We start from the raw sequence: 25690 nt of genomic DNA, 5'->3' as shown, positions 1-25690 counted from the left end.
AGGCCTCCATGAATGGAGGTCATACTGGAAATCGTCATAACAATTCCAGTGATAATTAAATCAGTGTCACTCAATTGATGTCTATCAATCAATCTCGTTAGCGCTTCACACAACTTTGGTGTTGTATGGTTAAGCCTCACGGGCAATTAGTACAAGTTAGCTTAACGCCTCACAGCGCTTCCACACCTTGCCTATCAACGTTGTAGTCTTCAACAACCCTTTAGAGAACTTAAAGTTCTAGGGATGACTCATCTCGAGGCTCGCTTCCCGCTTAGATGCTTTCAGCGGTTATCGATTCCGAACATAGCTACCGGGCAATGCCACTGGCGTGACAACCCGAACACCAGAGGTTCGTCCACTCCGGTCCTCTCGTACTAGGAGCAGCCCCTCTCAATCATCCAACGCCCACGGCAGATAGGGACCGAACTGTCTCACGACGTTCTAAACCCAGCTCGCGTACCACTTTAAATGGCGAACAGCCATACCCTTGGGACCGACTTCAGCCCCAGGATGTGATGAGCCGACATCGAGGTGCCAAACACCGCCGTCGATATGAACTCTTGGGCGGTATCAGCCTGTTATCCCCGGAGTACCTTTTATCCGTTGAGCGATGGCCCTTCCATTCAGAACCACCGGATCACTATGACCTACTTTCGTACCTGCTCGACGTGTCTGTCTCGCAGTTAAGCTGGCTTCTACCATTACACTAACCGTACGATGTCCGACCGTACTTAGCCAACCTTCGTGCTCCTCCGTTACTCTTTGGGAGGAGACCGCCCCAGTCAAACTACCCACCAGACACTGTCCACACTCCAGATAATGGAGCAATGTTAGAACATCAAACATACAAGGGTGGTATTTCAAGATTGGCTCCACCATATCTGGCGACATGGTTTCAAAGCCTCCCACCTATCCTACACATGTAGGCTCAATGTTCAGTGTCAAGCTGTAGTAAAGGTTCACGGGGTCTTTCCGTCTAGCCGCGGGTACACTGCATCTTCACAGCGATTTCAATTTCACTGAGTCTCGGGTGGAGACAGCGTGGCCATCATTACACCATTCGTGCAGGTCGGAACTTACCCGACAAGGAATTTCGCTACCTTAGGACCGTTATAGTTACGGCCGCCGTTTACCGGGGCTTCGATCATGAGCTTCGCTTACGCTAACCCAATCAATTAACCTTCCGGCACCGGGCAGGTGTCACACCGTATACGTCATCTTTCGATTTAGCACAGTGCTGTGTTTTTAATAAACAGTTGCAGCCACCAATTTTCTGCGACCGCCGTCAGCTTATGGAGCAAGTCCAATCACCGACAGCGGCGTACCTTCTCCCGAAGTTACGGTACCATTTTGCCTAGTTCCTTCACCCGAGTTCTCTCAAGCGCCTGAGTATTCTCTACCTGACCACCTGTGTCGGTTTGGGGTACGATTCGTTATTATCTGAAGCTTAGAAGCTTTTCCTGGAAGCAGGGCATCAATGACTTCCACTCCGTAGAGTGTCGTCTCGTGTCTCAGCCTAGTGTCAGTCCGGATTTACCTAAACCGACAGCCTACTCACTTTCACGTGGACAACCAACGCCACGCTCACCTAGCCTTCTCCGTCCCTCCGTCGCAATAATAACAAGTACAGGAATATTAACCTGTTTCCCATCGACTACGCCTCTCGGCCTCGCCTTAGGGGTCGACTCACCCTACCCTGATTAACATGGGATAGGAACCCTTGGTCTTCCGGCGTGGGGGTTTTTCACCCCCATTATCGTTACTCATGTCAGCATTCGCACTTCTGATACGTCCAGCAAGCCTTACGACTCACCTTCAACCGCTTACAGAACGCTCCCCTACCACTCACCTAAAAGGTGAATCCGCAGCTTCGGTGGCATGTTTAGCCCCGTTACATCTTCCGCGCAGACCGACTCGACCAGTGAGCTATTACGCTTTCTTTAAAGGATGGCTGCTTCTAAGCCAACCTCCTGGCTGTCTGAGCCTTTCCACATCGTTTCCCACTTAACATACACTTTGGGACCTTAGCTGGCGGTCTGGGTTGTTTCCCTCTTCACGACGGACGTTAGCACCCGCCGTGTGTCTCCCGAGTATCACTTTACGGTATTCGGAGTTTGCATGGGGTTGGTAAGTCGGGATGACCCCCTAGCCCAAACAGTGCTCTACCCCGTAAGTGTCCGCTCGAGGCACTACCTAAATAGTTTTCGGGGAGAACCAGCTATCTCCCGGTTTGATTAGCCTTTCACTCCTAGCCACAGGTCATCCCCTAACTTTTCAACGTTAGTGGGTTCGGTCCTCCAGTGCATGTTACTGCACCTTCAACCTGCCCATGGCTAGATCACCGGGTTTCGGGTCTATACCTTGCAACTCGACGCCCAGTTAAGACTCGGTTTCCCTACGGCTCCCCTAATCGGTTAACCTTGCTACAAAATATAAGTCGCTGACCCATTATACAAAAGGTACGCAGTCACCGAACAAGTCGGCTCCCACTGCTTGTACGTACACGGTTTCAGGTTCTATTTCACTCCCCTCACAGGGGTTCTTTTCGCCTTTCCCTCACGGTACTGGTTCACTATCGGTCAATTGGGAGTATTTAGCCTTGGAGGATGGTCCCCCCATATTCAGTCAAGATATCACGTGTCCCGACCTACTCGATTTCACAACAAATTCGTCTTCGTGTACGGGGCTATCACCCTGTATCGCTGTGCTTTCCAGCACATTCCACTGACTTGTAAGCTGCTTAAGGGCTAATTCGCGTTCGCTCGCCGCTACTAGCGAAATCTCGGTTGATTTCTTTTCCTCCGGGTACTTAGATGTTTCAGTTCTCCGGGTTTGCCTCTTATAGCTATGTATTCACTATAAGATACCTGCAAGCAGGTGGGTTTCCCCATTCGGAAATCGTGGTCTATAACGGTTTTTATCACCTTAACCACGCTTATCGCAGATTAACACGTCCTTCATCGCCTCCAATTGCCTAGGCATCCACCGTGTACGCTTAGTCACTTAACCATACAACCCAAAATTGTTTGACCAACTTTGTGTTAGTATGCGCTAGTTTTGTCCAAAGATGGACAATGTCGTTATGATTAATAACGACGCTCTATGAGTAATTGATTGATAATCGCAATTGCGACACCACCAAATAGAGTGACATTTACGTCATTAGCGTATGAATCAACAGTTGCCTGTTGCTCAGTTATTCATACGCTGGATTTAATTATCAGCTTTTCCACATTGTTAAAGAGCAGTTTTGAGCAGAAGCTCAAAAGTAAAGATTCTTGGTAAGAACATTTAGTTTTGAGTTATTGGTGGAGCTAAGCAGGATCGAACTGCTGACCTCCTGCGTGCAAGGCAGGCGCTCTCCCAGCTGAGCTATAGCCCCAATATACAAGCACCGTTAGGTGTGTTGTTCTTTGCTCTGACTTTGTAATCTAATCATCTGTGTGAACACTCGACAATAGCGTCGAATCTTTTGGTAAGGAGGTGATCCAGCCCCAGGTTCCCCTAGGGCTACCTTGTTACGACTTCACCCCAGTCATGAATCACTCCGTGGTGATCGCCCTCCCGAAGGTTAGGCTAACCACTTCTGGAGCAACCCACTCCCATGGTGTGACGGGCGGTGTGTACAAGGCCCGGGAACGTATTCACCGTAGCATTCTGATCTACGATTACTAGCGATTCCGACTTCATGGAGTCGAGTTGCAGACTCCAATCCGGACTACGATAGACTTTATGGGATTCGCTCCACCTCGCGGTCTTGCTGCCCTTTGTATCTACCATTGTAGCACGTGTGTAGCCCATCCCGTAAGGGCCATGATGACTTGACGTCGTCCCCACCTTCCTCCGGTTTATCACCGGCAGTCTCCTTAGAGTTCTCAGCATTACCTGCTAGCAACTAAGGATAGGGGTTGCGCTCGTTGCGGGACTTAACCCAACATCTCACAACACGAGCTGACGACAGCCATGCAGCACCTGTCTCAGAGTTCCCGAAGGCACCAAACTATCTCTAGTAAGTTCTCTGGATGTCAAGGGATGGTAAGGTTCTTCGCGTTGCATCGAATTAAACCACATGCTCCACCGCTTGTGCGGGCCCCCGTCAATTCATTTGAGTTTTAACCTTGCGGCCGTACTCCCCAGGCGGTCTACTTAATGCGTTAGCTGCGCAAAACAGTTCTTGACGAACCGAGCTGCTAGTAGACATCGTTTACGGCGTGGACTACCAGGGTATCTAATCCTGTTTGCTCCCCACGCTTTCGCACATGAGCGTCAGTATCGAGCCAGAAAGCTGCCTTCGCCATCGGTATTCCTTCAGATCTCTACGCATTTCACCGCTACACCTGAAATTCTACTTTCCTCTCTCGTACTCTAGTTAACCAGTTTCAAATGCAGTTCCCGGGTTGAGCCCGGGGCTTTCACATCTGACTTAATTAACCGCCTGCGTGCCCTTTACGCCCAGTAATTCCGATTAACGCTCGCACCCTCCGTATTACCGCGGCTGCTGGCACGGAGTTAGCCGGTGCTTCTTCTGCGAGTAACGTCACAGCTGACAGCTATTAACTGACAACCTTTCCTCCTCGCTGAAAGTGCTTTACAACCCGAAGGCCTTCTTCACACACGCGGCATGGCTGGATCAGGCTTGCGCCCATTGTCCAATATTCCCCACTGCTGCCTCCCGTAGGAGTCTGGACCGTGTCTCAGTTCCAGTGTGGCTGATCATCCTCTCAGACCAGCTAGGGATCGTTGCCTTGGTGAGCCATTACCTCACCAACAAGCTAATCCCACTTGGGCTAATCTTAAGGCGTGAGGCCCGAAGGTCCCCCACTTTGGTCCGTAGACATTATGCGGTATTAGCAGTCGTTTCCAACTGTTGTCCCCCACCTTAAGGCATATACCCAAGCATTACTCACCCGTCCGCCGCTCGTCATCTTCTAGCAAGCTAGAAATGTTACCGCTCGACTTGCATGTGTTAGGCCTGCCGCCAGCGTTCAATCTGAGCCATGATCAAACTCTTCAATTAAAAGTTTTGTTGAAACCGAAGTTTCAGCTCAATGAATTCTGTATATATTGACTGTTGAGTCACTCTACAAAACTATTGAGATTTAAATATCGTATTGAGCCGAAGCTCTTAGATTCTAATCTCTATTGTGAGTGCTCACACAGATGATTGATTACAAATTGTTAAAGAACAGTGCTTGGTGCTGGTTGGTAACTTGTTACCGTTTAGCTCGAAGCGGGATGCGCATTCTACGCTTTCCGTTTTCAAAGTCAAGCAGTTAATCTAATTTATTTTTTGAAGAGTTTTTTAAAACTTCACTCTTTCAAATTCGATTAACTGGTTAACCTTGACACCTGATTTAACGTTAAACTTAGTTCTTGTTAAACCGTTTGGTTTGGCTGATGTTGCTTGCTTCCCCGTTGGTGTGGAGGCGCATTATAGAGATCTTCTAAATATGGTCAAGCCCTTTTTTAAGTTTTTTATGATATTTATTAAATAGGCTAATAAACGTTCTATAAATTATGTTTTTAATAGAAAAACTGCGTTTTTATTAAACATTTAGTATTGGCTAGGATTATTAATGTGGTTACTATAGGACGGCAATGTATATTCTCTAAGGTATTATAACGAATGACATCATTACAATCTTCACTTCTTGTTTCCTTTGCTCTTGCAGTTTTGGGCTTTTTTGGTTTGTCAGTGACAGGCTCTTTTGGTTTGGACGCTCCAAGTTTATTTGCACTTGGTATATTAATAGGAGGTATTGTGGTTACATTACTTTCTAAAAACGGTGCTTCTACTTCTGTAGCGCAAACCAAAACACTATATGTAGGCAATTTGCCTTATCGTGCTAATGAAGCTTCTGTTAGACAGTTATTTTCAGAACACGGTCAGGTGCACTCTGTTCGATTATTAAAAGATCGTCAAACAGGTAAGCGTCGTGGTTTTGGTTTTGTTGAGATGGCTGAAGCTGACGTAGCAAAAACAATTAAAGCATTGAACGACTCTGAATTTCAACAACGTGTATTAAAGGTACGTGAAGCTAAAGAACGTCCTGAAAGTGCAGGCAGCGATGCTGAAGTAGAAAATCAATAAACCTACCTATGCATAGGTAGGTGAATAAGCGCTATTAATAGCGCTTTTTTTATATCTGATTTTCTTTATATGATATGGCGACTTAAAAGCTCAAATATGATTAAAGTGTTTAAAGCCAGCTGTATTTAATCGGATAATTTGTGTTGGCGTAAGCGCTGCTGACATATAGAAGTGATGCTTTCCTTTATACCGTTCCACCTCTTTTAACATACTTGGCTCATGTTGCTCTATATCTGTACCAATATATAGAAGCGATTTAACTCTTCTCGCGATTGCTGCACCACTATCAATAAACTTAGTTCCTTCTGGCCACATGTTAACTAATAGGGGTTTTAGCATAGGAAAATGTGTACAACCCAGCACCACCGTATCGGCTTGATAGCACTCTTGAGGAATGAGCTCTAATAATAACTGTTCATTTTTAGTATCAGCGGTGCTACTCCAAAATTGTAATTCAGCTATTTCTACTAATTTACTGGAACCAAATCGTGTAATTTTGCATTCCGAAGCAAATTCTAAAATCAAATTGTTAACGTAGTCACCATTAATGGTTGCGGGAGTTGCTAATAAGCATAAATGTTTGCTTGTTGATAATTCAGCGGCAGGCTTAATTGCAGGAACAACACCAACGAATGGCAAGGAATATTTCTCACGTAATTTATCTAGCACTTGAGTACTTGCGGTGTTGCAGGCAACAACAACTAAATCAGGAATGGTATCCTGCAGTAATACGTCTAATTTATAAAATACTCGCTCAATGAGTTTATCTGCATCGAGCTCACCATAAGGTAAGTAGCGGTTATCCATTAAATAATGAAACTCTACATCCTTAAGCGTACGATCTAACTCTTCATAAATCGTCAACCCGCCTATGCCAGAATCTAATATCGCTATTTTTTTTGTGCTATTCAAATGAGGCTCTTAATACTACAACATATTACTATAGTGAATGAGCCTCATATTCTGCCACTAACCTAACTAAGAGTCAGTGTTTTTATTCTGATATATTCCGTGAAGTAAACGGTCATTAATATCACTGAATGTAATCAAGTCTTCTTTTGCACTTTCAGGTTGTAAATACTGTAATAATTGGTTTGTAACTTGTCCAAGAAGTTCTTTTGCTTCATCTATAGATGGCAATAATGCTTCGCCTTTATCGAACGTGTTAGCAAGATTTTTTACGTAATCACTTAATGACGATATTGGATGTTGCGTATCAGTAGTTGGCTGGCCACCTATAGCTGCGTATGCTTGAGTCATTTGCACAGTTTCTACTTGTTGCAGATTTAGGGCAAAACCAGCTATCTGATCTTGATCGAAGCCAAGTTCAAGAGCTTCTTCAAAAGCATCTTCTACATTTCCAGTGAAGAATTGATTCGCCACTTTTGCCATGTCTTCAAGTAAACTATTAAGCGCCGCCTTTTCATCATCGCTTAGCTCACCTTCAACACTATATGAAAATTGTTCACTATAGCCAATCGATTCACCAAAACTGGACGAGTAAACCGAGTTTGATTCACTCGATGCACTCACCTGTGAAGCAGAGTTGCTATAGGTAAACGAGTTAGCAAAATTAACTTTAACTGTATCTCCGTCTCTAGTTTTAATTTCAATAGTAGAGCGTTGGTCAAGGCCATAATCTATATTTTGCGCATAACCCCTTAAGCGATTAACTGATTGCTCGTTATCTACTGGATTAAAAGGTTGAAACGTTTCTCTAGGCGGTTCGCTTTTTTCTGGCCTTGGCTCTACCGGTGTCGTTTCTCTGTTGTCAGGTTTAGAAATTGGTGCTTCTGGCTGTACAGGTCTACCATAAACAATATCATCTGATTTAGGATCTTCAGTAACAGGTCGCCCGATATTCACATCATCATCCACTTTATCGAAAAACTCTTGCTCAAATTTACCCAACCGCTTTTCAATTAATTCATAGCTTTTACCAATGCCCTCTTCTAACTCCTCATCCATCATGCCTAGATCTTCTAATTCAGCTCTTGCCTGTTCAAAGCCTTCATCAATACCTGCCCGCGCTTGAGCAAACATAGAGGTAAGCTTATCATCAGACGCCCCATCAGATCGTGCGGTTGTGATTACACCTTCGACAAACGACATTACATTTTTAGCCACTTCTTTAAAGTCGAATGTAAGCGATGGTTCTTTTACTTCATTAAACTTCTCCGCTAATTTTTGCGACACTTTTTCATCAATCACTCTTCCTGCAATGTGCGAGCGTTTTGAATATGAAAGTAAATTAGCTTCAATGCTTATATTGCTAGATTGTTGGTAAGTTAACATTTCACGTGGACTATCTGAGGCTTCACGCTGCGCAAGGTTGCGCCCATAGCTAGACTGTTCACCTTTTTGATCCACATTAAAAGTACGGCTGTAGTTCGTATTTTGATATTGGTTAATCGGTGTCATGCTGCTTTCCATTAAATTTAGTGAGCTTGTAGTTATTATCGGCATATAATCTAATATCCAAACCACTAATGTATATTATTTGTACATAACATTAGCTTTGGTTATTACTATTTGTTTTATTACACTATAGATGAAGATATGAACTAATAATGGTGGTACATAATTACAATATATAATCTATTACCCACCTACATTTCACTATAAATACACGGTAAACTAACACGCATAGCAGTTATCGGAGTGACACATGCCATTAAGTCATATTGACCCACAGTTCTACAAGCAACAATTAGACCAAAAAATTGAAATGATGACGCGTACATTTAAACCATATAATGTACCCGCATTAAACGTGTTCGATTCACCTGACAAGCATTACCGTTTACGTTGTGAGTTTAGAGTTTGGCATGACGGTGACGATCTTTACCACATTATGTTTGACCAAAAAACGAAACAAAAAATACGTGTAGAACAGTATTTACCAGCATCAACGCTAATTAACAGCTTAATGCTAGTCATGATGGAAAAGTTGAAAGACAATGAAATACTTAGGCGAAAGCTCTTTCAAATAGATTACCTCTCTACATTAAGTGGTGAAATCCTTATTTCACTGCTGTATCACAAACCACTTGATGAAGCATGGCAGTTAGCTATCCAGCAACTGAGTACTGAATTGAGTAAAGACTACAAAATAAAATTCATTGGTCGCGCTCGAAAGCAAAAGTTTATTCTTACGGAAGATTATGTCACTGAAACATTAACCGTAAACGGCAAAAAGTTGCACTATCAACAAATAGAGAATAGCTTTACGCAGCCCAATGGCGTCGTAAATCAAAAAATGCTGGAATGGGCGTTAAACGCCACACAAAACAGCACTGGTGACTTACTTGAGTTGTACTGTGGTAACGGTAATTTTTCGTTAGCATTAGCCCCCAACTTCAATCGAGTATTAGCAACCGAAATCTCTAAACCTTCTGTTGCGTCAGCTCAGCATAACATTGCGATTAATCAAATTAACAATGTAGATATTATTCGCATGTCGAGTGAAGAGTTCACCCAAGCGATGAACGGAGAACGTGAGTTTTCGCGGCTGAACGGCATTGATTTAAGCAGTTACGACTGTAACACTATTTTAGTGGACCCGCCCCGTGCTGGTTTAGACGACGAAACAGTAAAACTAGTGAGCAAATATGACACTATTATTTATATTTCTTGCAGTCCAGAAACACTTGAATTGAATTTACAGCAGTTAGAAAAAACTCATACTGTTGAAGAGTTTGCCGTATTTGATCAATTCCCTTATACACCGCACATTGAAAGCGGGTTAATTTTAAAGCGACGTTAATCTTTATTTTAATTAGGTCTTATTGTGATTGGCTGCACCTTTTGCAATAAGACGTAATTGCTGCATGACTCGTTCTGATAATGCGACTCTTTTTTCTTGATTTAAATCTAACGCCTCTGCTCCTGCATTAAAAACAATGGTAACCATAGCCTCTGCTTGCACATAAGCATCTTCATAAGCCAATGCATTATCTGCCATTAAATAGTCTGTCAATTCAGCAACAAAGTGATGTATTTCTCTAGCTACCGCAGAACGAAATGCTGCAGAAGTGCCTGATCGCTCTCGAAGTAATAAACGAAAAACATTAGAATTATTTTCAACAAACTCCATGAACGTATTTACTGAAATACGAATAATACTGCCACCATCAGCAATACGCTTGCGCGCTTGTCTCATCAACTGCCTTAGAGTCAATCCACCTTCATCAACTAGTGTCAGCCCTAATTCATCCATATCTTTAAAGTGTCGATAAAATGAAGTTGGCGCAATTCCCGCTTCTCTTGATACTTCACGCAAGCTCAGGCTAGAAAAGCTTCTTTCAGAGCTTAATTGATTTAGTGCTGCATCTATTAATGCCCTGCGCGTTTTTTCTTTTTGTTGCGCTCTAATGCCCACATAAACTCCTTAAACAAACCTCACCTACTTATTGCTAATCAGTATTATCCAGTTAAAACACGATATGCCAATATTTTTATTACTTAGCAGAAATTTATCAACCATTTCTACTTTTCGCCTTGCTATTTTACAAATGATCATAGAAAATCAGCTTACACTTGTAAGCCGAAATAAAAAGTCATGAAAAAACCACCACTCATTTGGACCAATATTCTTGTTTTTGCCATTACTGGTTTAATCACGCTCACAGTAATTCCTTATTATGCGATAACCGTTGGATTCGATACCTTCGAAATTGTTGCAACGATCCTGTGTTTAGGATTTTGCGGTATGTCTATCACCGCAGGCTATCATCGTTTGTGGTCACACAAAACATATGATGCGCATCCAATTTTGCAATTCATCTATGCTATTGGTGGTGCCTTTGCAATACAAAATAGCGCGCTGCATTGGAGTTCTGACCACCGGATTCATCATAAACATGTAGATAGTGATCACAGAGACCCTTACTCTGCAAGTAAAGGATTCTGGTTTAGTCACATTGGTTGGATGTTGCGAGATTATAAAACCAATCCATATGAAAATTATGCAAACGCTCGTGACTTACAAAAAAATAAAATTGTGATGTGGCAACATAAACATTACCTCACTTTAGTACTGGTGACTAACTTTGGTATTCCATTAGCTCTCGGTTTGCTTAATGGAAATGTGCTTGGCATGTTACTTAGTGCTGGCGTGTTACGATTAGTATTAAGTCATCACTTTACATTTTTTATAAATTCATTAGCCCACATTTGGGGCACTCAGCCTTATACGGATGAAAACTCTGCAAGAGACAATGGCATGCTGGCTTTTTTAACTTATGGTGAGGGTTATCATAATTTTCATCATATCTTTGAATATGATTACCGAAACGGTATTAAGTGGTGGCAATTTGATCCTACTAAGTGGTTTATTAAAAGCGCTCAATGGTTAGGACTTACCCATAATCTAAAAGTCACCCCAGAAGTGAGAATTGAACAAGCAAAAGCACAAATGGTGTTAAAACGTTCAATGGCGCACCTCGCAAAGACTCCGAATGCCCAAGTGATGTTAGAGAAGTTACAAAGCGAGTACGACGAGTTGGTAATAAAACTGAATCAATATTACGAGACGCAAAAGCAAATTCTCACTTTGAAACGTCAAAAAATGTGGAAACAGTATGAAAAATCAGAGTTAGTGCAACAGTATAATGAATTAAAGCAAACACTAATCCAGCAAAAGAAAAACTGGATGGCGCTGAATGCAAAGCTCGTCAATCTACCTGTCGTCAATTAATCAAAACGTAGGGTGGCTAGCAAATAGCTGCCCTACTTACACTTGCCAACCTTTCTGTTTCCTTTCTTTTTGCGCTATTATCTGATTTAAAAAGATTTATCCTATTTTTTAGGGGCAATAATGAATTCCAACACTTCCACTGAAGAAAACCAACAACCTTCAGATTATCAGTATGACACCATCATAATAGGAACTGGACCAGGTGGCGAAGGTGCCGCTATGAATTTAGCAAAGCATCATCAACGCGTTGCAGTAGTTGAAAGGCACGTTGCAGTAGGTGGTGGTTGCACGCACTGGGGCACAATTCCTTCCAAGGCTTTGCGACATTCCGTGAGCCGCCTTACTGAATATAATCAAAACCCACTGTTTAGTGATGAAGAAAATTTTAAAAAATTAACTTTTCCTGAAATACTCAAACACGCTGAGTCTGTGATTAGCAAACAAACACGCTTACGAGGCAGTTTTTACGATAGAAATAACGTGACTGTATATCATGGTGAAGCATCTTTTGTTGATCAACATACGCTCGCTATACAATACAATGATGGCTCACAAGAAGAGTTAACGGCTAAAAACATTATCATTGCCTCAGGTTCACGCCCATACAGACCAGAGAACATAGACTTTACCCATAACCGTATTTTCGACAGCGATACAATCTTATCGCTTAAAAATAATCCAAAACACATCATTATTTACGGTGCTGGTGTCATAGGTTGTGAATACGCCTCTATCTTTAGAGGCTTGGGGATCAGAGTAGACCTTATCAACACCCGAGAGCGCCTGCTTTCATTTATGGATGCCGAAATAGCTGATGCATTAAGCTACCACTTTTGGAATAACGGTGTAGTCATTCGTCATAATGAAGAGTTTGAGCGAGTAGAAGCCAATGACGATGGTGTCGTTGTTTATCTAAAATCTGGCAAAAAAATGAAAACAGATTGCTTTTTATATGCTAACGGTAGAACAGGTAACACTGATCGATTAAATTTAAAAGATGTAGGTTTAATTGCAGACCAAAGAGGCCAGCTAAAAGTCAATGAACGTTACCGAACCGATATCGATAATATTTATGCTGTAGGTGATGTAATTGGCTATCCGAGTCTGGCTAGTGCAGCATTTGATCAAGGTAGAATAGCAGCATTAGGCATTATTAAAGGTGATAGTAGCTTATGCTTAATACAAGACATACCTGCTGGCATCTACACTATTCCAGAAATGAGTTCGGTAGGTAAAAATGAACAAGAGCTCACCGCCGCTAAAATTCCATATGAAGTAGGTCGAGCACAATTTAAGCATTTAGCCAGAGCACAAATAACTGGCACCCTAGTTGGTAGCTTAAAGATTTTATTCCACAGAGAAACAAAAGAAATATTAGGGATACATTGCTTTGGTGAACGAGCTTCAGAAATTGTCCATATTGGTCAAGCTATCATGCAACAGGAAAATGGCGGCAATAATATCGAATACTTTGTTAATACCACATTCAATTACCCCACAATGGCCGAAGCATTTAGAGTAGCTGCGCTTAACGGATTGAACCGCCTATTTTAATTATTAATAATCATTATTGATAAATCATCAAGTTAATGACTTTCTACGCTTAAGCCCTTATTAAAAGGGCTTCATTAGTCGATGATTGAATAACAATCAAGGGAATGAACAAAATGTTAAAAAATATATTTGTTATTTTTTTTTTTGACGGTAATATAGCCAGTCCAAATTGATAAAAAATGTATTCACATGAGGTAAGTATGGGCTTAAAAAATATTTGTCTTTCTTTAAGCTTAGTAAGTGGATTGGCTATCACACCTTTCAGCGCCAATGCTGACTTTGAAGATGCTAAAAAGCTGTACACTAATAAAGCTTATGATAAAGCCTTTACAGAAATAAAATCTCTCGCTGAGATGGGGCATCTTGAAGCACAATTTATGCTTGCAGAATCTTATGAGCATGGATACGGCACCGAACAAGATGTAACTTTAGCTTATTCATGGTATTTAATTGCACGTGACAACAAGCACCCAGATGCCAAAAAGAAATACGCCTCATTAAGAAAGTCACTACCTTCACGCCGTGAAGCCAAAGAAACGTGGCGCAATTTGGATAAGAAATTTGGTGAAAACATTCTGAAAAAGGATTTGTATCCTGTTGTCCGCCCTGTTTCATTCAATCATGCTAATTATGTAAAAACCGTACATGTTGAACCTGACTATCCATCTTTTGTACAAGATGGAAAAGTAAGCGCATGGACTATCATGCAATACGACATTAACGAAAATGGTCGAGTTGACAATATTAAAGTGTTAGCTTCCTTGCCTAAAAAACAACTGTCGCCATATATTGTTGAGGCTATGGAGCAATGGCGTTTTAACCCTCCTACTGACATCTACGGCGAACCACGCCGCATTGAAGGGCTAACAATTAAATATGAAACTACTGCTACTAAACGTAAGCAGCAGCGTAAATTTAGCTCTCTACAAGAAAACTATGTAAGTCAAATGAAGCAATATCGCGACTTAGGCGATAGCTATTATCAATATAAATATGGTTTACTAGTTGAACACGGTATTGTTACTGATGACAAACCCGCATTAGATTATTACCTAGCCGCCGCCATTAACGGGTATAGTGAAGCACAGTTTAAGCTTGCGCAGTGTACGCTTGATGGCTCATGGTGTGAAAAAGATCAAACCAAGGCTATTAACTGGCTGACTCATGCAGCTAAAAATCAACATGTTAAAGCCGCATATCGCTTAGCGATGGAATTTTTAAATTACGAAAACGTTGTATATGACCCACGTAAAGCAGTTGATTTACTTAAATTAGCAACCCTGAAGGGTTATATTCCAGCAATTGCACAATATGCTTCAATTTTAGCGGTTAGTGATGATCCAGAGATCCGTAACCCTGCTGATGCAATTAAATATGCCGAGCAAGCGAGAACACTTGATCCAAATAACCCTATGCTATTATCTACTTTGGGGATTGCATACTCTGAGCTAGGAAGATACGAAAAAGGAGAGTCTTTGCTAAATGAAGCCATTCAAGAAGCATCTCGTCGTAAGTGGTCAGTTGATAATTATCTAGATTTACTTGAAGATTATAAGCCTTCGATGGTAGCGTCAGGCTTATAATATATTTTTTATCTCAGCGTCTATATTTTTAGGCGCTGAGATATTTACACAAGTCAGACAAACTAACCCAATCATTTTCATGCAGTTTTGTTAACTCTCTTCCAATCGCCTAATCTATGGCGGCAATCAATTTCAAAGTCTATTTCATAAAAGCAATAACGCTTTCTAATAATCATTCAATACAAAAAATAAAGGCGCAATAATTTGCGCCTTTATATAATTATTGGTTGATTAACTTATTCAACCTGAATTTTGGATAATGTGGATGCTGCCAACAATAATTATATCAATAATATTATATACATAAACTTCAAATCTTAGTTTTAGTGCTTATCAAGGCAGCTTTACCTATCCAAATCTCTGGTTATTTACTATGTATTGGCTTACTAAATTCATGAACAGCGTTAATAAACACACCTGCATTTTCTGGGTCAACATCTGGTGTAATACCATGGCCTAAGTTGAACACATGACCAGCACCAGTACCAAACGAGTTAAGAATGCGCTTAACTTCATTGCGAATGGTTTCAGGAGAGCCTAATAGCACACCAGGATCCATGTTACCCTGCAATGCAACACGATCACCCACACGTTGTTTAGCATTAGCAATATCAATAGTCCAATCCAAGCCAACAGCATCACAACCTGTATCCGCAATCTCTTCTATCCACATACCACCATTTTTAGTGAATAAAGTAACAGGCACTTTTCTGCCTTCATTTTCACGAGTGAGCTTAGAGACAATTTTGTTCATGTAAGCCAATGAGAACGCTTTATAATTATTTGGTGATAACACCCCACCCCAGGTATCAAAAATCATCACAGACTGAGCGCCTGCCGCGATTTGCGCGTTTAAATATAATATGACTGAATCTGCTAACTTATCAAGCAACATATGAAGCGTTTGCGGGTCTGAATACATCAACTTCTTGGTATTAGAAAATGTCTTAGTAGAGCCACCTTCTATCATATAAGTCGCAAGAGTCCACGGACTGCCAGAAAAACCAATAAGTGGCACCTTACCATTTAATGCAGTACGAATAGTTCTAACCGCATTCATTACATAACCTAATTCCTGTTCCGGATCAGGAATAGGTAACTGTTCTACATCGTTGCGACTGGTAATCACTTTCTGAAACTTTGGCCCTTCGCCTTGTGAGAAGTATAAGCCTTGTCCCATAGCGTCGGGAATGGTTAAAATATCACTGAATAAGATTGCCGCGTCTAACGGATAGCGCTCCAACGGCTGTAGCGTAACCTCACAGGCTAGCTCTGCATTCTTGCAAAGAGACATGAAGTCTCCAGCCTTTTCACGTGTTGCACGATACTCAGGTAAATAGCGTCCAGCCTGCCTCATCATCCAAACTGGAGTCATGTCTACAGGCTTTTTCTCTAACGCTCTTAAATATCTATCGTTCTTTAACTCAACCATTTCTATTCCTCAACAATTTCATGGGCGCATTCTATCATTTAGTTTTATTTACAACTACGCTATCGCTTAATTCAGACATGAATATTCTAGAAACAACTGAGTATATACTCTAAGTATTTTCGCTGTTTGGTAGTATTTTCTTTGCTTCAATAAATTAGATTTGATATAAATATGCCGCGCTAGTAAAAAATAATATAAAGAGCTTGGAATAACGAGCCCAATAGCACAAATATTTAGGCCACTCATTGAGTGGCTTTTTTATTGCTATTTTCAACACTTCATATCCTTCAGATAAGCCTACAACCCGATACTTGTAAAGAAGATTTATATTGTATTTTTTTATAAGTATTTATTACACCCAACAAAAAGAATTTAGCATTATAAGAAAAACTTGTTGACCTTTTACTCATATTTCTCTTTTATATATAAATAACAATTTGATTAGAAATATAATGCTGCGCAGTAATTGGAGGAAACAATGTTAACCCAACTAGAAAAAGCACAACAAAAGTGGGGAGGTGTCAATACAGCTATTGACGATTGGCTCGCAGAGCGCCAAGATCTTCTTGTGCATTACTGCAAGTTAGCTGGTATGAAGCCTTATGAAAGAAATGACAATGCCCTTCCTGAAAAGCAAGACATTATGCAATTTTGTCAGTTAATGATGGACTATGTTAGTGCAGGTCATTTTGAAGTGTATGATCAAATCAGTAATGCGTGCAAAGAAAATGGCAATAACAGCATAGCTTTGGCACAGTCATTATATCCTCGCATTAATCAAACCACAGATATCGCGCTAGAGTTCAACGACAAGTACGCAGAAACTAACATAGAGCAACTTTTCGAAGAGTTTGATACCGACCTATCAAAGCTTGGTCAAGCACTTGAAGAGCGTTTAGAGCTTGAAGATGAGCTAATTCATAATTTATATACAAAACATAGTTAACTCTGCTAGCGGAAGTACCTAGTAAAACCTATGCCGTTACTCGCCTCTAGATGCTACATTGAGGCGATATTTTCCCCTCTTCAGAAGCGTTCACATTTCCATTAGCCTGCACACTATATTTACAATGATCTGTTTAAAGAACCTTTTAAACAATAAACCTTTTAAACATAGTTAAATACAATCGTGAGAACATATATCACTTTGTAATATTCATGGTTAAGCTTGTGTTAACCTGCCTCCCTCCTCGTCATTGGCAATAGCATTACCAATCAAACTTGTATTAGCTTAACAAGCTTAAAGTGCTGTTTAGTAGGAAATGATTAACGCACTAAGCTATGTAAAACAAGCTTATAGATTTTCTATAAATAGCTCCATAGTTTGGTATAGACAACTAATAGGTCAGTAAAATAAAGGTGTAGGTTAAGAGTATTATATCAAAAGTGGTTAGAGTGACTAGAGAAACATAACAAGAACAAAGTACTCAAAATGCACATGATTTATTTGAAACAATCGTTCATTCCGGAACGGTACCCATTTGATACGCAAAAAAAAAGCTGGCATAAGCCAGCTTTCTTTTAAGTGCTAAGAATTTATTCTTCGCTTTGAGCTTCTGCTTCAACTACTTCTTCAGTAGCAGGGCGATCTACTAGCTCAATGTAAGCCATTGGTGCATTGTCGCCAGTACGGAAACCACATTTTAAAATGCGAGTATAACCGCCTGGACGAGCTTCGTAACGAGGGCCTAACTCGTTAAATAGCTTACCTACAACTTCTTTATCACGTGTGCGAGCAAACGCTAAACGACGGTTTGCTACACTATCAGCTTTTGCTAATGTGATAAGAGGTTCGATCACACGACGCAACTCTTTCGCTTTCGGCAAAGTTGTTTTGATGATTTCATGTTTCACCAAAGAACCAGCCATGTTGCGAAACATCGCTTGGCGATGGCTGCTGTTGCGATTCAATTGACGACCACTCTTACGATGGCGCATGACCCTATCCTTCTTACTAAATCTTAATTAAGTAACTTGATTAATTATCAGCGATACTAGCTGGCGGCCAGTTTTCTAGACGCATGCCAAGAGATAAACCACGAGATGCTAATACATCTTTTATCTCTGTTAGAGACTTCTTACCTAAGTTAGGAGTTTTAAGAAGCTCTACTTCAGTACGCTGTACCAAGTCACCAATATATTGAATTTGCTCAGCTTTCAAACAGTTTGCTGAACGAACTGTAAGCTCAAGATCATCCACAGGACGAAGAAGAATCGGATCAAACTCCGGCTTCTCTTCTTTCTGCTCTGGTTCACTCTTATCACGCAATTCTACGAATGCATCTAATTGTTCAGCCAGAATAGTAGCGGCACGACGAATACCTTCTTCAGGTTCAATTGTACCGTTAGTTTCCATGTCAATGATTAGCTTATCTAAGTCAGTACGCTGTTCAACACGAGCAGATTCAACGTTATAAGCAATACGCTCAACTGGACTAAATGAAGCGTCTACAAGTAGACGGCCAATTGGACGTTCGTCATCTTCAGAGGATACACGCGAAGATGCAGGAACATAGCCACGGCCACGCTCTACTTTAATTCGCATGCTAATTTCGCTGTTATCGCCTGTTAAATGGCAAATAACGTGCTCAGGGTTTTTGATTTCAACATCACCATCGTGTTGAATATCACTAGCCAAAACAGGCCCCGTTCCTTGCTTCGCTAGGGTAAGATTTACTTCATCTTTCCCCTCTAGGCGAACAGCTAAACCTTTTAAGTTCAGCAAGATTTCAATGATATCTTCTTGAACGCCTTCTTTAGCGCTGTACTCATGAAGTACACCATCTATTTCAACTTCCGTCACTGCACAACCTGGCATAGATGACAAAAGTATACGACGTAAAGCGTTGCCCAAAGTGTGACCAAAACCTCGTTCTAACGGCTCAAGTGTTACTTTTGCACGATTAGACGAAACTTGTTCGATGTCAACTAGCCTTGGCTTTAGGAATTCGGTTACAGAACCCTGCATTATTATCCTCTCTTAACTCTTAGCTTTACTTCGAGTAAAGCTCGACGATTAGCTGTTCGTTAATTTCAGCAGACAAGTCTGAACGCTCAGGAATACGTTTGAAAACGCCTTCCATCTTCTTGTTGTCTACTTCAACCCATGTTGGCTTTTCGCGCTGTTCCGCTAATTCCAACGCAGCTACGATACGTGCTTGCTTCTTCGATTTTTCACGGATAGTTACAACATCATCCGCAGAAACTTTGAAAGAAGGAATGTTAACTACGCCACCGTTTACCATAATTGCTTTATGGCTAACTAACTGACGTGCTTCAGCACGTGTGCTTGCAAATCCCATACGATAAACAACGTTATCTAAACGTTTTTCAAGAAGTTGCAACAAGTTTTCACCTGTGTTGCCTTTAAGGCGAGCAGCTTCTTTATAATAATTACGGAATTGCTTTTCTAATACACCGTAAATACGACGTACTTTTTGTTTTTCACGAAGTTGTAAACCGTAGTCTGATAAACGAGGTTTACGAGCGCCGTGTTGACCAGGTGCAGTATCAATCTTACACTTAGAGTCAATTGCTCTTACGCCACTTTTAAGGAACAAGTCTGTTCCTTCGCGGCGGCTAAGCTTGAGTTTTGGACCCAAATATCTTGCCATGTTCTTTCTCCACTAACCTTAAACGCGACGTTTCTTAGGTGGACGACAACCGTTGTGTGGGATCGGTGTAACGTCAGTAATGTTAGTGATTCTGTAACCACCTGCATTTAATGCACGGATTGCAGACTCACGACCTGGTCCTGGACCATTTACAAATACTTCTAAGTTCTTAACACCGTATTCCTGCGCCATTGTACCTACACGTTCTGCAGCAACCTGTGCAGCAAAAGGAGTAGACTTACGTGAACCGCGGAAACCTGAACCACCTGCAGTAGCCCAACATAGAGCATTACCTTGACGGTCAGTAATCGTTACGATTGTGTTGTTGAAAGATGCATGGATATGAGCCATACCATCTGCGATTTGCTTCTTGATCTTCTTACGAGAACGAGTTGGTGCTTTTGCCATTTCTTAACTCCTCACTATCTCTTAATAGGTTTACGAGGGCCTTTACGAGTGCGCGCATTAGTTTTAGTGCGCTGACCACGTAATGGCAAACTACGACGGTGGCGTAGGCCACGGAAGCAACCAAGGTCCATAAGACGTTTGATGTTCAACGTAACTTCACGACGTAGGTCACCTTCTACAGTGTATTTACCTACCTCTTCACGAAGTAAATCAAGCTTTTCTTCATTTAATTCACTGATCTTAGTATCTTCAGCAATACCAGTAGACGCCAAAATTGCTTTTGAGCGTGTCTTACCGATGCCGTAGATAGCAGTTAAAGCGATAACTGCATGCTTACGATCAGAAATGTTAATGCCTGCGATACGGGCCATTAACAGTCTCCTATTGTTATAAACGCTTCGTACTACTAACTAGAAAGCCCGTACTGGATACCTAGTAGTTGATACGATGCAACAAACAAGCTGGCTAAATATTGTCTATTTAACCAGCTCACCATACTTCTCAATTAGCCTTGCCTTTGCTTGTGCTTAGGCTCACTGCAGATAACTCGAACAACACCGTGGCGTTTGATTACCTTACAGTTACGGCACATTTTTTTCACGGAAGCGCGAACTTTCATTACTCAACTCCGGAACAAATAACTCTTATCGGCCATAGCCTTTAAGGTTTGCTTTTTTCAGCACAGACTCATACTGATTTGACATCAAATGAGTTTGTACTTGCGCCATGAAGTCCATAATAACCACTACAATAATTAGTAGCGATGTACCGCCGAAATAGAAATTAACATTCCATGCGATCATCATGAATTCAGGCACCAAACAGATAAAGGTGATGTATAACGCGCCTGCCAATGTCAAACGAGTCATCACTTTATCAATGTATTTGGATGTCTGCTCCCCTGGGCGAATTCCTGGTATGAAGGCACCTGATTTTTTCAGGTTATCTGCAGTTTCACGTGGGTTAAAAACCAACGCTGTATAGAAAAAGCAGAAAAATATGATTGCGGCAGCATACAACATCACATATAACGGCTGTCCTGGAGACAACGTTAATGCAAGGCTTTGTAGTGCTTCAGCTACAACCCCTTCGCCCTGACCAAACCAGCTCGCAATGGTACCAGGGAATAGAATAATACTACTAGCAAAAATTGGAGGAATTACACCTGCCATATTAACTTTTAAAGGTAAGTGCGTGCTTTGAGCAGCAAATACTCTTTGGCCTTGTTGCCTTTTCGCGTAGTTAACAACTATACGACGTTGTCCACGCTCAACAAAAACAACAAAGAAAGTTACAGCAAATACAATCACTGCAATTAATAACAATAGTAATTCGTGCAATTCACCTTGACGCGCCATTTCTGCCGTTTGGCCAATCGCCGAAGGCAGTCCTGCTACAATACCAGTGAATATCAAAATAGATATTCCATTACCTATTCCACGTTCTGTAATTTGCTCACCTAACCACATTAAAAACATGGTACCAGTAACCAAACTCACTACTGCTGTGAAATAGAAACCGAAACCAGGATTTACAACCAAACCATCCATTAAGTTAGGAAGGTTAGTTGCAATCCCAATCGATTGGAAAGTAGCAAGTACTAGTGTGCCATAACGTGTGTATTGGCTAATTTTACGTCTACCTTGCTCACCCTCTTTCTTTAGCTCAGCTAAAGTTGGATGAACAACAGTAAGCAACTGCATAATAATTGATGCAGAAATATAGGGCATAATACCCAATGCCATTACAGAAGCCCGCTCCAAGGCACCACCGCTGAACATGTTAAACATTTCAACAATGGTTCCTTTTTGCTGGTTAAATAGCTCAGCTAGCACAGCCGCGTCTATACCAGGAATTGGCACAAATGAACCTAATCGGAATACGATAATCGCACCGAGAACAAACAATATACGGCGCTTTAGCTCAGATAAACCTTGCTGTGCACTCTGTAGATCCAATCCTGGTTTAGCCATAGGGTACTATCCTTATTCTTCGATTTTGCCGCCAGCAGCTTCAATCGCTTCACGAGCACCTTTGGTAACTTTAATACCTTTAACAGTAACTGCGCGTGCAATTTCGCCTGACTTAACAACTTTCACAAACTGGATGCTCTTTCTAACAAGACCAGCAGCTTGTAATGTGCTCAATTCAACGATATCACCGTCTACTTTTGCAATTTCGCTTAGTGTTACTTCGTCAGTCACGAAAGACTTACGTGAAGTAAAACCAAACTTAGGTAGACGACGTTGAAGTGGCATTTGACCACCTTCAAAACCTGGTTTAACGCCACCGCCAGAACGAGACTTCTGACCTTTATGACCGCGACCACCAGTTTTACCTAAACCAGAACCGATACCACGACCTACGCGCTTTTTATCAGTTTTAGCACCTGGAGCAGGAGATAGAGTATTTAAACGCATAATTACCCCTCAACCTTAACCATGTAATAAACTTGGTTGATCATACCGCGCACACAAGGAGTATCTTCTAACTCAACAGTGTGGTTAATACGACGTAAACCCAAGCCACGAAGTGTAGCTTTATGCTTCGGTAAACGACCGATAGAGCTACGAATTTGTGTTACTTTAACAGTCTTCTTTGCCATGGTAGATTACCCCAAAATTTCTTCAACGCTTAATCCACGCTTAGCAGCAATCACTTCAGGAGAATTCATATTCTCAAGTGCAGCAACTGTTGCGCGAACAACGTTAATTGGGTTAGTAGAACCGTAACATTTAGATAGTACGTTTTGTACACCTGCTACTTCTAGTACTGCACGCATTGCACCACCGGCAATGATACCTGTACCTTCAGAAGCTGGCTGCATGTAAACTTGTGAACCAGCGTGACGACCTTTGATCGGGTGCTGTAAAGTGTTACCTTTTAAGTCTACATTTACCATGTTACGACGTGCTTTTTCCATTGCTTTTTGAATAGCAGCTGGAACTTCGCGCGCTTTACCATAACCAAAACCAACACGACCGTTACCATCACCAACAACAGTTAGTGCAGTGAAGCTAAAGATACGACCACCTTTAACCACTTTCGATACACGGTTAACTGCAATTAGTTTTTCAACTAATTCAGGTTGTTTTGCTTCAACGTTAGCCATGATCAACTCCTAGAACTGTAAACCGGCTTCACGTGCAGCATCTGCTAACGCTTTAACACGGCCGTGATATTTAAAACCACTACGGTCAAAAGAAACATCTTTGATGTCTTTTGCAATAGCACGTTCTGCGATCGCTTTACCTACCGCTTGAGCTGCTTCAACGTTACCAGAGTAAGATGCTGTAACATCTTTATCTAATGTTGATGCTGCTGTTACTACTACACCTTGAGGTGCAATAATTTGCGCATAGATGTGACGCGGTGTGCGGTGAATAACTAAACGATTCACACCGGCTTCAATAAATTTTCTACGTACTCGTTTAGCTCGACGTAGGCGAGAAAGTTTCTTATCCATCGTCTTACCTTACTTTTTCTTCGCTTCTTTACGACGTACATTTTCGTCAGAATAACGGATACCTTTACCTTTATAAGGTTCTGGTTCACGCCACTTACGAATGTTAGCAGCAGCTTGACCAACTACTTGCTTGTCTGCGCCTTTGATTACGACTTCAGTCTGGCTAGGAGTTTCAATCGTTAAACCTTCTGGTACTGCAAACTCAACAGGATGCGAGAAACCAAGGTTTAGATTAAGAACCTTACCTTTAGCTTGTGCACGATAACCAACACCAACTAGTTGAAGTTTCTTTTCAAAACCTTCATTTACACCAATTACCATGTTGTTGATTATTGCGCGAGCTGTACCAGCTTGAGCGTTAGAACCAGCTACGCCTTCACGAGGATTAGTAGTAATAACGTTGTCATTGATAACAACTTCAACAGCATCATTAACTGTACGAGTTAATTCGCCGTTTTTACCTTTAACTTTAATGTCTTGACCAGCTAACGTAACTTCTACGCCAGCAGGAACATTTATGGGTGCCTTAGCAACGCGTGACATGTTTCCTACCTCCGATTAAGCTACGAAACCGATAACTTCACCGCCAACGCCGTCTTTACGAGCGGCACGGTCTGTCATCAAGCCTTTAGATGTAGAGATAATCGCGATACCAAGTCCATCCATTACCTTAGGAAGATCATTACGACCTTTATAGATACGTAGACCAGGACGGCTAACACGATTGATTGATTCGATTACTGGCTTACCTTCGAAGTATTTTAATTCGATATTAAGCTCAGCTTTAACTTCACCAGCAACAGCGTAGTCAGTAATGTAACCTTCTTTTTTAAGCAAGTCAGCTAATGCTACTTTAAGCTTTGAAGAGGGCATTTTTACTGCAACTTTGCTAGATGCTTGACCGTTACGGATGCGGGTAAACATATCCGCGATAGGATCTTGCATACTCATATTTCAGTACTCCCGTGATTCTAAATTACCAACTAGCCTTTTTAAGGCCAGGAATTTCACCGCGCATCGCCGTTTCACGTACTTTAATTCGGCTCATGCCAAATTTACGTAAATAACCGTGAGGACGACCTGTTACGTTACAACGATTACGTTGACGTACAGCGCTAGAATCACGCGGTAATGTTTGTAGCTTAAGTACTGCATCCCAACGCTCTTCGTCAGAAGTAGCAGGGTTGCTGATAAGAGCTTTTAGTGCGGCACGTTTCTCAGCATACTTTGCAACTAGCTTAGTACGCTTCGCTTCACGAGCTTTCATTGAATTCTTTGCCATAACCCTACACCTTATTTTCTGAATGGGAAGTTAAAAGCAGCTAGCAGAGCCTTACCTTCCTCGTTAGTACCAGCGGAAGTAGTGATAGTAATATCCATACCGCGTACTTTATCAACTTTATCGTAGTCGATTTCAGGGAAGATAATTTGCTCACGAACACCCATGCTATAGTTACCACGGCCATCGAAAGATTTCGGGTTAAGGCCACGGAAGTCACGGATACGAGGAATTGCGATTGAAACTAAACGTTCAAAGAAATCCCACATACGCTCGCCACGTAGAGTTACTTTTGCACCAATTGGATAGCCTTCACGAATCTTGAAGCCAGCAACTGATTTACGAGCATTACAAACTAATGCTTTTTGACCAGTGATTGCAGCTAAGTCATTACAAGCGTGCTCAAGCACTTTCTTGTCGGCAACAGCTTCGCCTAGACCCATATTGATTGTGATTTTTTCTATCCGAGGGACTTGCATGACAGAAGTATATGAGAACTCTTTTTGAAGTTCTGCAACTACTTTGTCTTTGTAAAAATCATGCAGTTTCGCCATCGTTTACTCCA

25 protein-coding genes, 1 tRNA gene and 2 rRNA genes are annotated in these 25690 nt (G+C 41.5%); 6 read left to right on the top strand and 22 right to left on the bottom strand.

Annotated elements, in window-relative coordinates; genetic code table 11:
- Positions 1 to 125: 125 nt before the first annotated feature.
- The 3 genes from HUU81_RS01915 to HUU81_RS01905 all read right to left on the bottom strand — a co-directional run bounded on the left by HUU81_RS01915 (position 126) and on the right by HUU81_RS01905 (position 5017).
- Positions 126 to 3009 (bottom strand): 23S ribosomal RNA (locus HUU81_RS01915).
- Positions 3010 to 3306: 297 nt separating this feature from the next.
- A tRNA-Ala gene (locus tag HUU81_RS01910) sits at positions 3307 to 3382 on the bottom strand.
- Positions 3383 to 3476: 94 nt separating this feature from the next.
- Positions 3477 to 5017, bottom strand: a 16S ribosomal RNA gene (locus tag HUU81_RS01905).
- The 16S and 23S rRNA genes sit together here with 1 tRNA gene alongside, the layout of an rRNA operon.
- Before the next feature lie 609 nt (positions 5018 to 5626).
- Between HUU81_RS01905 and HUU81_RS01900 the strand changes: the two genes are divergently transcribed.
- A complete protein-coding gene (locus tag HUU81_RS01900; protein ID WP_199610596.1) occupies positions 5627 to 6091 on the top strand; it encodes an RNA recognition motif domain-containing protein in 465 nt (154 codons plus the stop codon).
- Positions 6092 to 6181: 90 nt separating this feature from the next.
- Here the strand turns inward: HUU81_RS01900 and murI are convergent, their stop codons facing one another.
- Together murI and HUU81_RS01890 are read right to left on the bottom strand one after the other, a co-directional pair.
- A complete protein-coding gene (gene murI, locus HUU81_RS01895) occupies positions 6182 to 7003 on the bottom strand; it encodes a glutamate racemase (protein ID WP_199610595.1) in 822 nt (273 codons plus the stop codon).
- Positions 7004 to 7069: 66 nt separating this feature from the next.
- Entirely contained in the window at positions 7070 to 8512 is a 1443-nt protein-coding gene (locus HUU81_RS01890; protein WP_199610594.1) for a DUF5610 domain-containing protein, read from the bottom strand.
- Between the two features lie 247 nt (positions 8513 to 8759).
- On the opposite strand from HUU81_RS01890, the gene trmA reads away from it, so the two are divergent.
- A complete protein-coding gene (trmA, locus tag HUU81_RS01885) occupies positions 8760 to 9857 on the top strand; it encodes a tRNA (uridine(54)-C5)-methyltransferase TrmA (RefSeq protein WP_199610593.1) in 1098 nt (365 codons plus the stop codon).
- 12 nt (positions 9858 to 9869) lie between these two features.
- Here trmA and fabR read toward each other — a convergent pair whose 3' ends face one another.
- On the bottom strand, positions 9870 to 10472 hold the full coding sequence (gene fabR, locus HUU81_RS01880; RefSeq protein ID WP_199610592.1) for an HTH-type transcriptional repressor FabR: 603 nt from the start codon (positions 10470 to 10472) through the stop codon (positions 9870 to 9872).
- A gap of 180 nt (positions 10473 to 10652) precedes the next feature.
- Here fabR and HUU81_RS01875 point away from each other — a divergent pair, with 180 nt between their 5' ends.
- From HUU81_RS01875 to HUU81_RS01865, 3 genes are all read left to right on the top strand, one after another.
- Positions 10653 to 11789, top strand: coding sequence for a fatty acid desaturase (locus tag HUU81_RS01875; RefSeq protein ID WP_199610591.1), 1137 nt, complete (start codon positions 10653 to 10655; stop codon positions 11787 to 11789).
- Between the two features lie 120 nt (positions 11790 to 11909).
- Positions 11910 to 13343 (top strand): Si-specific NAD(P)(+) transhydrogenase, encoded by a 1434-nt coding sequence (sthA, locus tag HUU81_RS01870; protein WP_199610590.1) that lies wholly within the window; start codon positions 11910 to 11912, stop codon positions 13341 to 13343.
- A 200-nt stretch (positions 13344 to 13543) separates the two neighbouring features.
- Complete coding sequence (locus tag HUU81_RS01865) at positions 13544 to 14926, top strand: energy transducer TonB (RefSeq protein ID WP_199610589.1); 1383 nt, start codon at positions 13544 to 13546, stop codon at positions 14924 to 14926.
- A 364-nt stretch (positions 14927 to 15290) separates the two neighbouring features.
- On the opposite strand, the gene hemE is transcribed toward HUU81_RS01865, so the two are convergent.
- On the bottom strand, positions 15291 to 16358 hold the full coding sequence (hemE, locus tag HUU81_RS01860) for a uroporphyrinogen decarboxylase (RefSeq protein ID WP_199610588.1): 1068 nt from the start codon (positions 16356 to 16358) through the stop codon (positions 15291 to 15293).
- A 478-nt stretch (positions 16359 to 16836) separates the two neighbouring features.
- Here hemE and rsd point away from each other — a divergent pair, with 478 nt between their 5' ends.
- On the top strand, positions 16837 to 17304 hold the full coding sequence (gene rsd, locus HUU81_RS01855) for a sigma D regulator (protein ID WP_199610587.1): 468 nt from the start codon (positions 16837 to 16839) through the stop codon (positions 17302 to 17304).
- A gap of 590 nt (positions 17305 to 17894) precedes the next feature.
- On the opposite strand, the gene rplQ is transcribed toward rsd, so the two are convergent.
- From rplQ to rplE, 15 genes are all read right to left on the bottom strand, one after another.
- Entirely contained in the window at positions 17895 to 18296 is a 402-nt protein-coding gene (rplQ, locus tag HUU81_RS01850) for a 50S ribosomal protein L17 (RefSeq protein ID WP_199610586.1), read from the bottom strand.
- Positions 18297 to 18336: 40 nt separating this feature from the next.
- Complete coding sequence (locus tag HUU81_RS01845) at positions 18337 to 19326, bottom strand: DNA-directed RNA polymerase subunit alpha (protein WP_199610585.1); 990 nt, start codon at positions 19324 to 19326, stop codon at positions 18337 to 18339.
- Positions 19327 to 19351: 25 nt separating this feature from the next.
- Positions 19352 to 19972 (bottom strand): 30S ribosomal protein S4, encoded by a 621-nt coding sequence (gene rpsD / locus HUU81_RS01840; protein ID WP_199610584.1) that lies wholly within the window; start codon positions 19970 to 19972, stop codon positions 19352 to 19354.
- Positions 19973 to 19990: 18 nt separating this feature from the next.
- Positions 19991 to 20380, bottom strand: a complete 390-nt coding sequence (gene rpsK, locus HUU81_RS01835) for a 30S ribosomal protein S11 (protein ID WP_199610583.1) — start codon at positions 20378 to 20380, stop codon at positions 19991 to 19993.
- A gap of 14 nt (positions 20381 to 20394) precedes the next feature.
- Positions 20395 to 20751, bottom strand: coding sequence for a 30S ribosomal protein S13 (gene rpsM / locus HUU81_RS01830; protein WP_199610582.1), 357 nt, complete (start codon positions 20749 to 20751; stop codon positions 20395 to 20397).
- Between the two features lie 134 nt (positions 20752 to 20885).
- Positions 20886 to 20999 carry a 50S ribosomal protein L36 gene (gene rpmJ, locus HUU81_RS01825; protein WP_083938388.1) on the bottom strand — a complete coding sequence of 38 codons (114 nt, stop codon included), beginning with the start codon at positions 20997 to 20999 and terminating at the stop codon, positions 20886 to 20888.
- Positions 21000 to 21024: 25 nt separating this feature from the next.
- A complete protein-coding gene (gene secY / locus HUU81_RS01820; protein WP_199610581.1) occupies positions 21025 to 22353 on the bottom strand; it encodes a preprotein translocase subunit SecY in 1329 nt (442 codons plus the stop codon).
- A gap of 12 nt (positions 22354 to 22365) precedes the next feature.
- A complete protein-coding gene (gene rplO / locus HUU81_RS01815; RefSeq protein ID WP_199610580.1) occupies positions 22366 to 22800 on the bottom strand; it encodes a 50S ribosomal protein L15 in 435 nt (144 codons plus the stop codon).
- 2 nt (positions 22801 to 22802) lie between these two features.
- Positions 22803 to 22985: a 50S ribosomal protein L30 gene (gene rpmD / locus HUU81_RS01810; RefSeq protein WP_199610579.1), complete on the bottom strand. Its 183-nt coding sequence runs from the start codon at positions 22983 to 22985 to the stop codon at positions 22803 to 22805.
- A gap of 6 nt (positions 22986 to 22991) precedes the next feature.
- Positions 22992 to 23492 (bottom strand): 30S ribosomal protein S5, encoded by a 501-nt coding sequence (gene rpsE, locus HUU81_RS01805; protein WP_199610578.1) that lies wholly within the window; start codon positions 23490 to 23492, stop codon positions 22992 to 22994.
- Between the two features lie 9 nt (positions 23493 to 23501).
- Positions 23502 to 23846 (bottom strand): 50S ribosomal protein L18, encoded by a 345-nt coding sequence (rplR, locus tag HUU81_RS01800; RefSeq protein ID WP_199610577.1) that lies wholly within the window; start codon positions 23844 to 23846, stop codon positions 23502 to 23504.
- A gap of 9 nt (positions 23847 to 23855) precedes the next feature.
- Entirely contained in the window at positions 23856 to 24389 is a 534-nt protein-coding gene (rplF, locus tag HUU81_RS01795) for a 50S ribosomal protein L6 (protein ID WP_199610576.1), read from the bottom strand.
- Between the two features lie 15 nt (positions 24390 to 24404).
- Positions 24405 to 24797, bottom strand: a complete 393-nt coding sequence (rpsH, locus tag HUU81_RS01790; protein WP_199610575.1) for a 30S ribosomal protein S8 — start codon at positions 24795 to 24797, stop codon at positions 24405 to 24407.
- A 25-nt stretch (positions 24798 to 24822) separates the two neighbouring features.
- Positions 24823 to 25128, bottom strand: coding sequence for a 30S ribosomal protein S14 (gene rpsN / locus HUU81_RS01785; RefSeq protein ID WP_199610574.1), 306 nt, complete (start codon positions 25126 to 25128; stop codon positions 24823 to 24825).
- Positions 25129 to 25139: 11 nt separating this feature from the next.
- Entirely contained in the window at positions 25140 to 25679 is a 540-nt protein-coding gene (gene rplE, locus HUU81_RS01780) for a 50S ribosomal protein L5 (protein WP_199610573.1), read from the bottom strand.
- Positions 25680 to 25690: the final 11 nt, after the last annotated feature.

The sequence above is a fragment of the Flocculibacter collagenilyticus genome (genome assembly GCF_016469335.1).
GTDB lineage: Bacteria > Pseudomonadota > Gammaproteobacteria > Enterobacterales > Alteromonadaceae > Flocculibacter > Flocculibacter collagenilyticus.
Note: the sequence above shows the minus strand (reverse complement) of the source record. Positions and strands in the feature narration are given on the sequence as shown.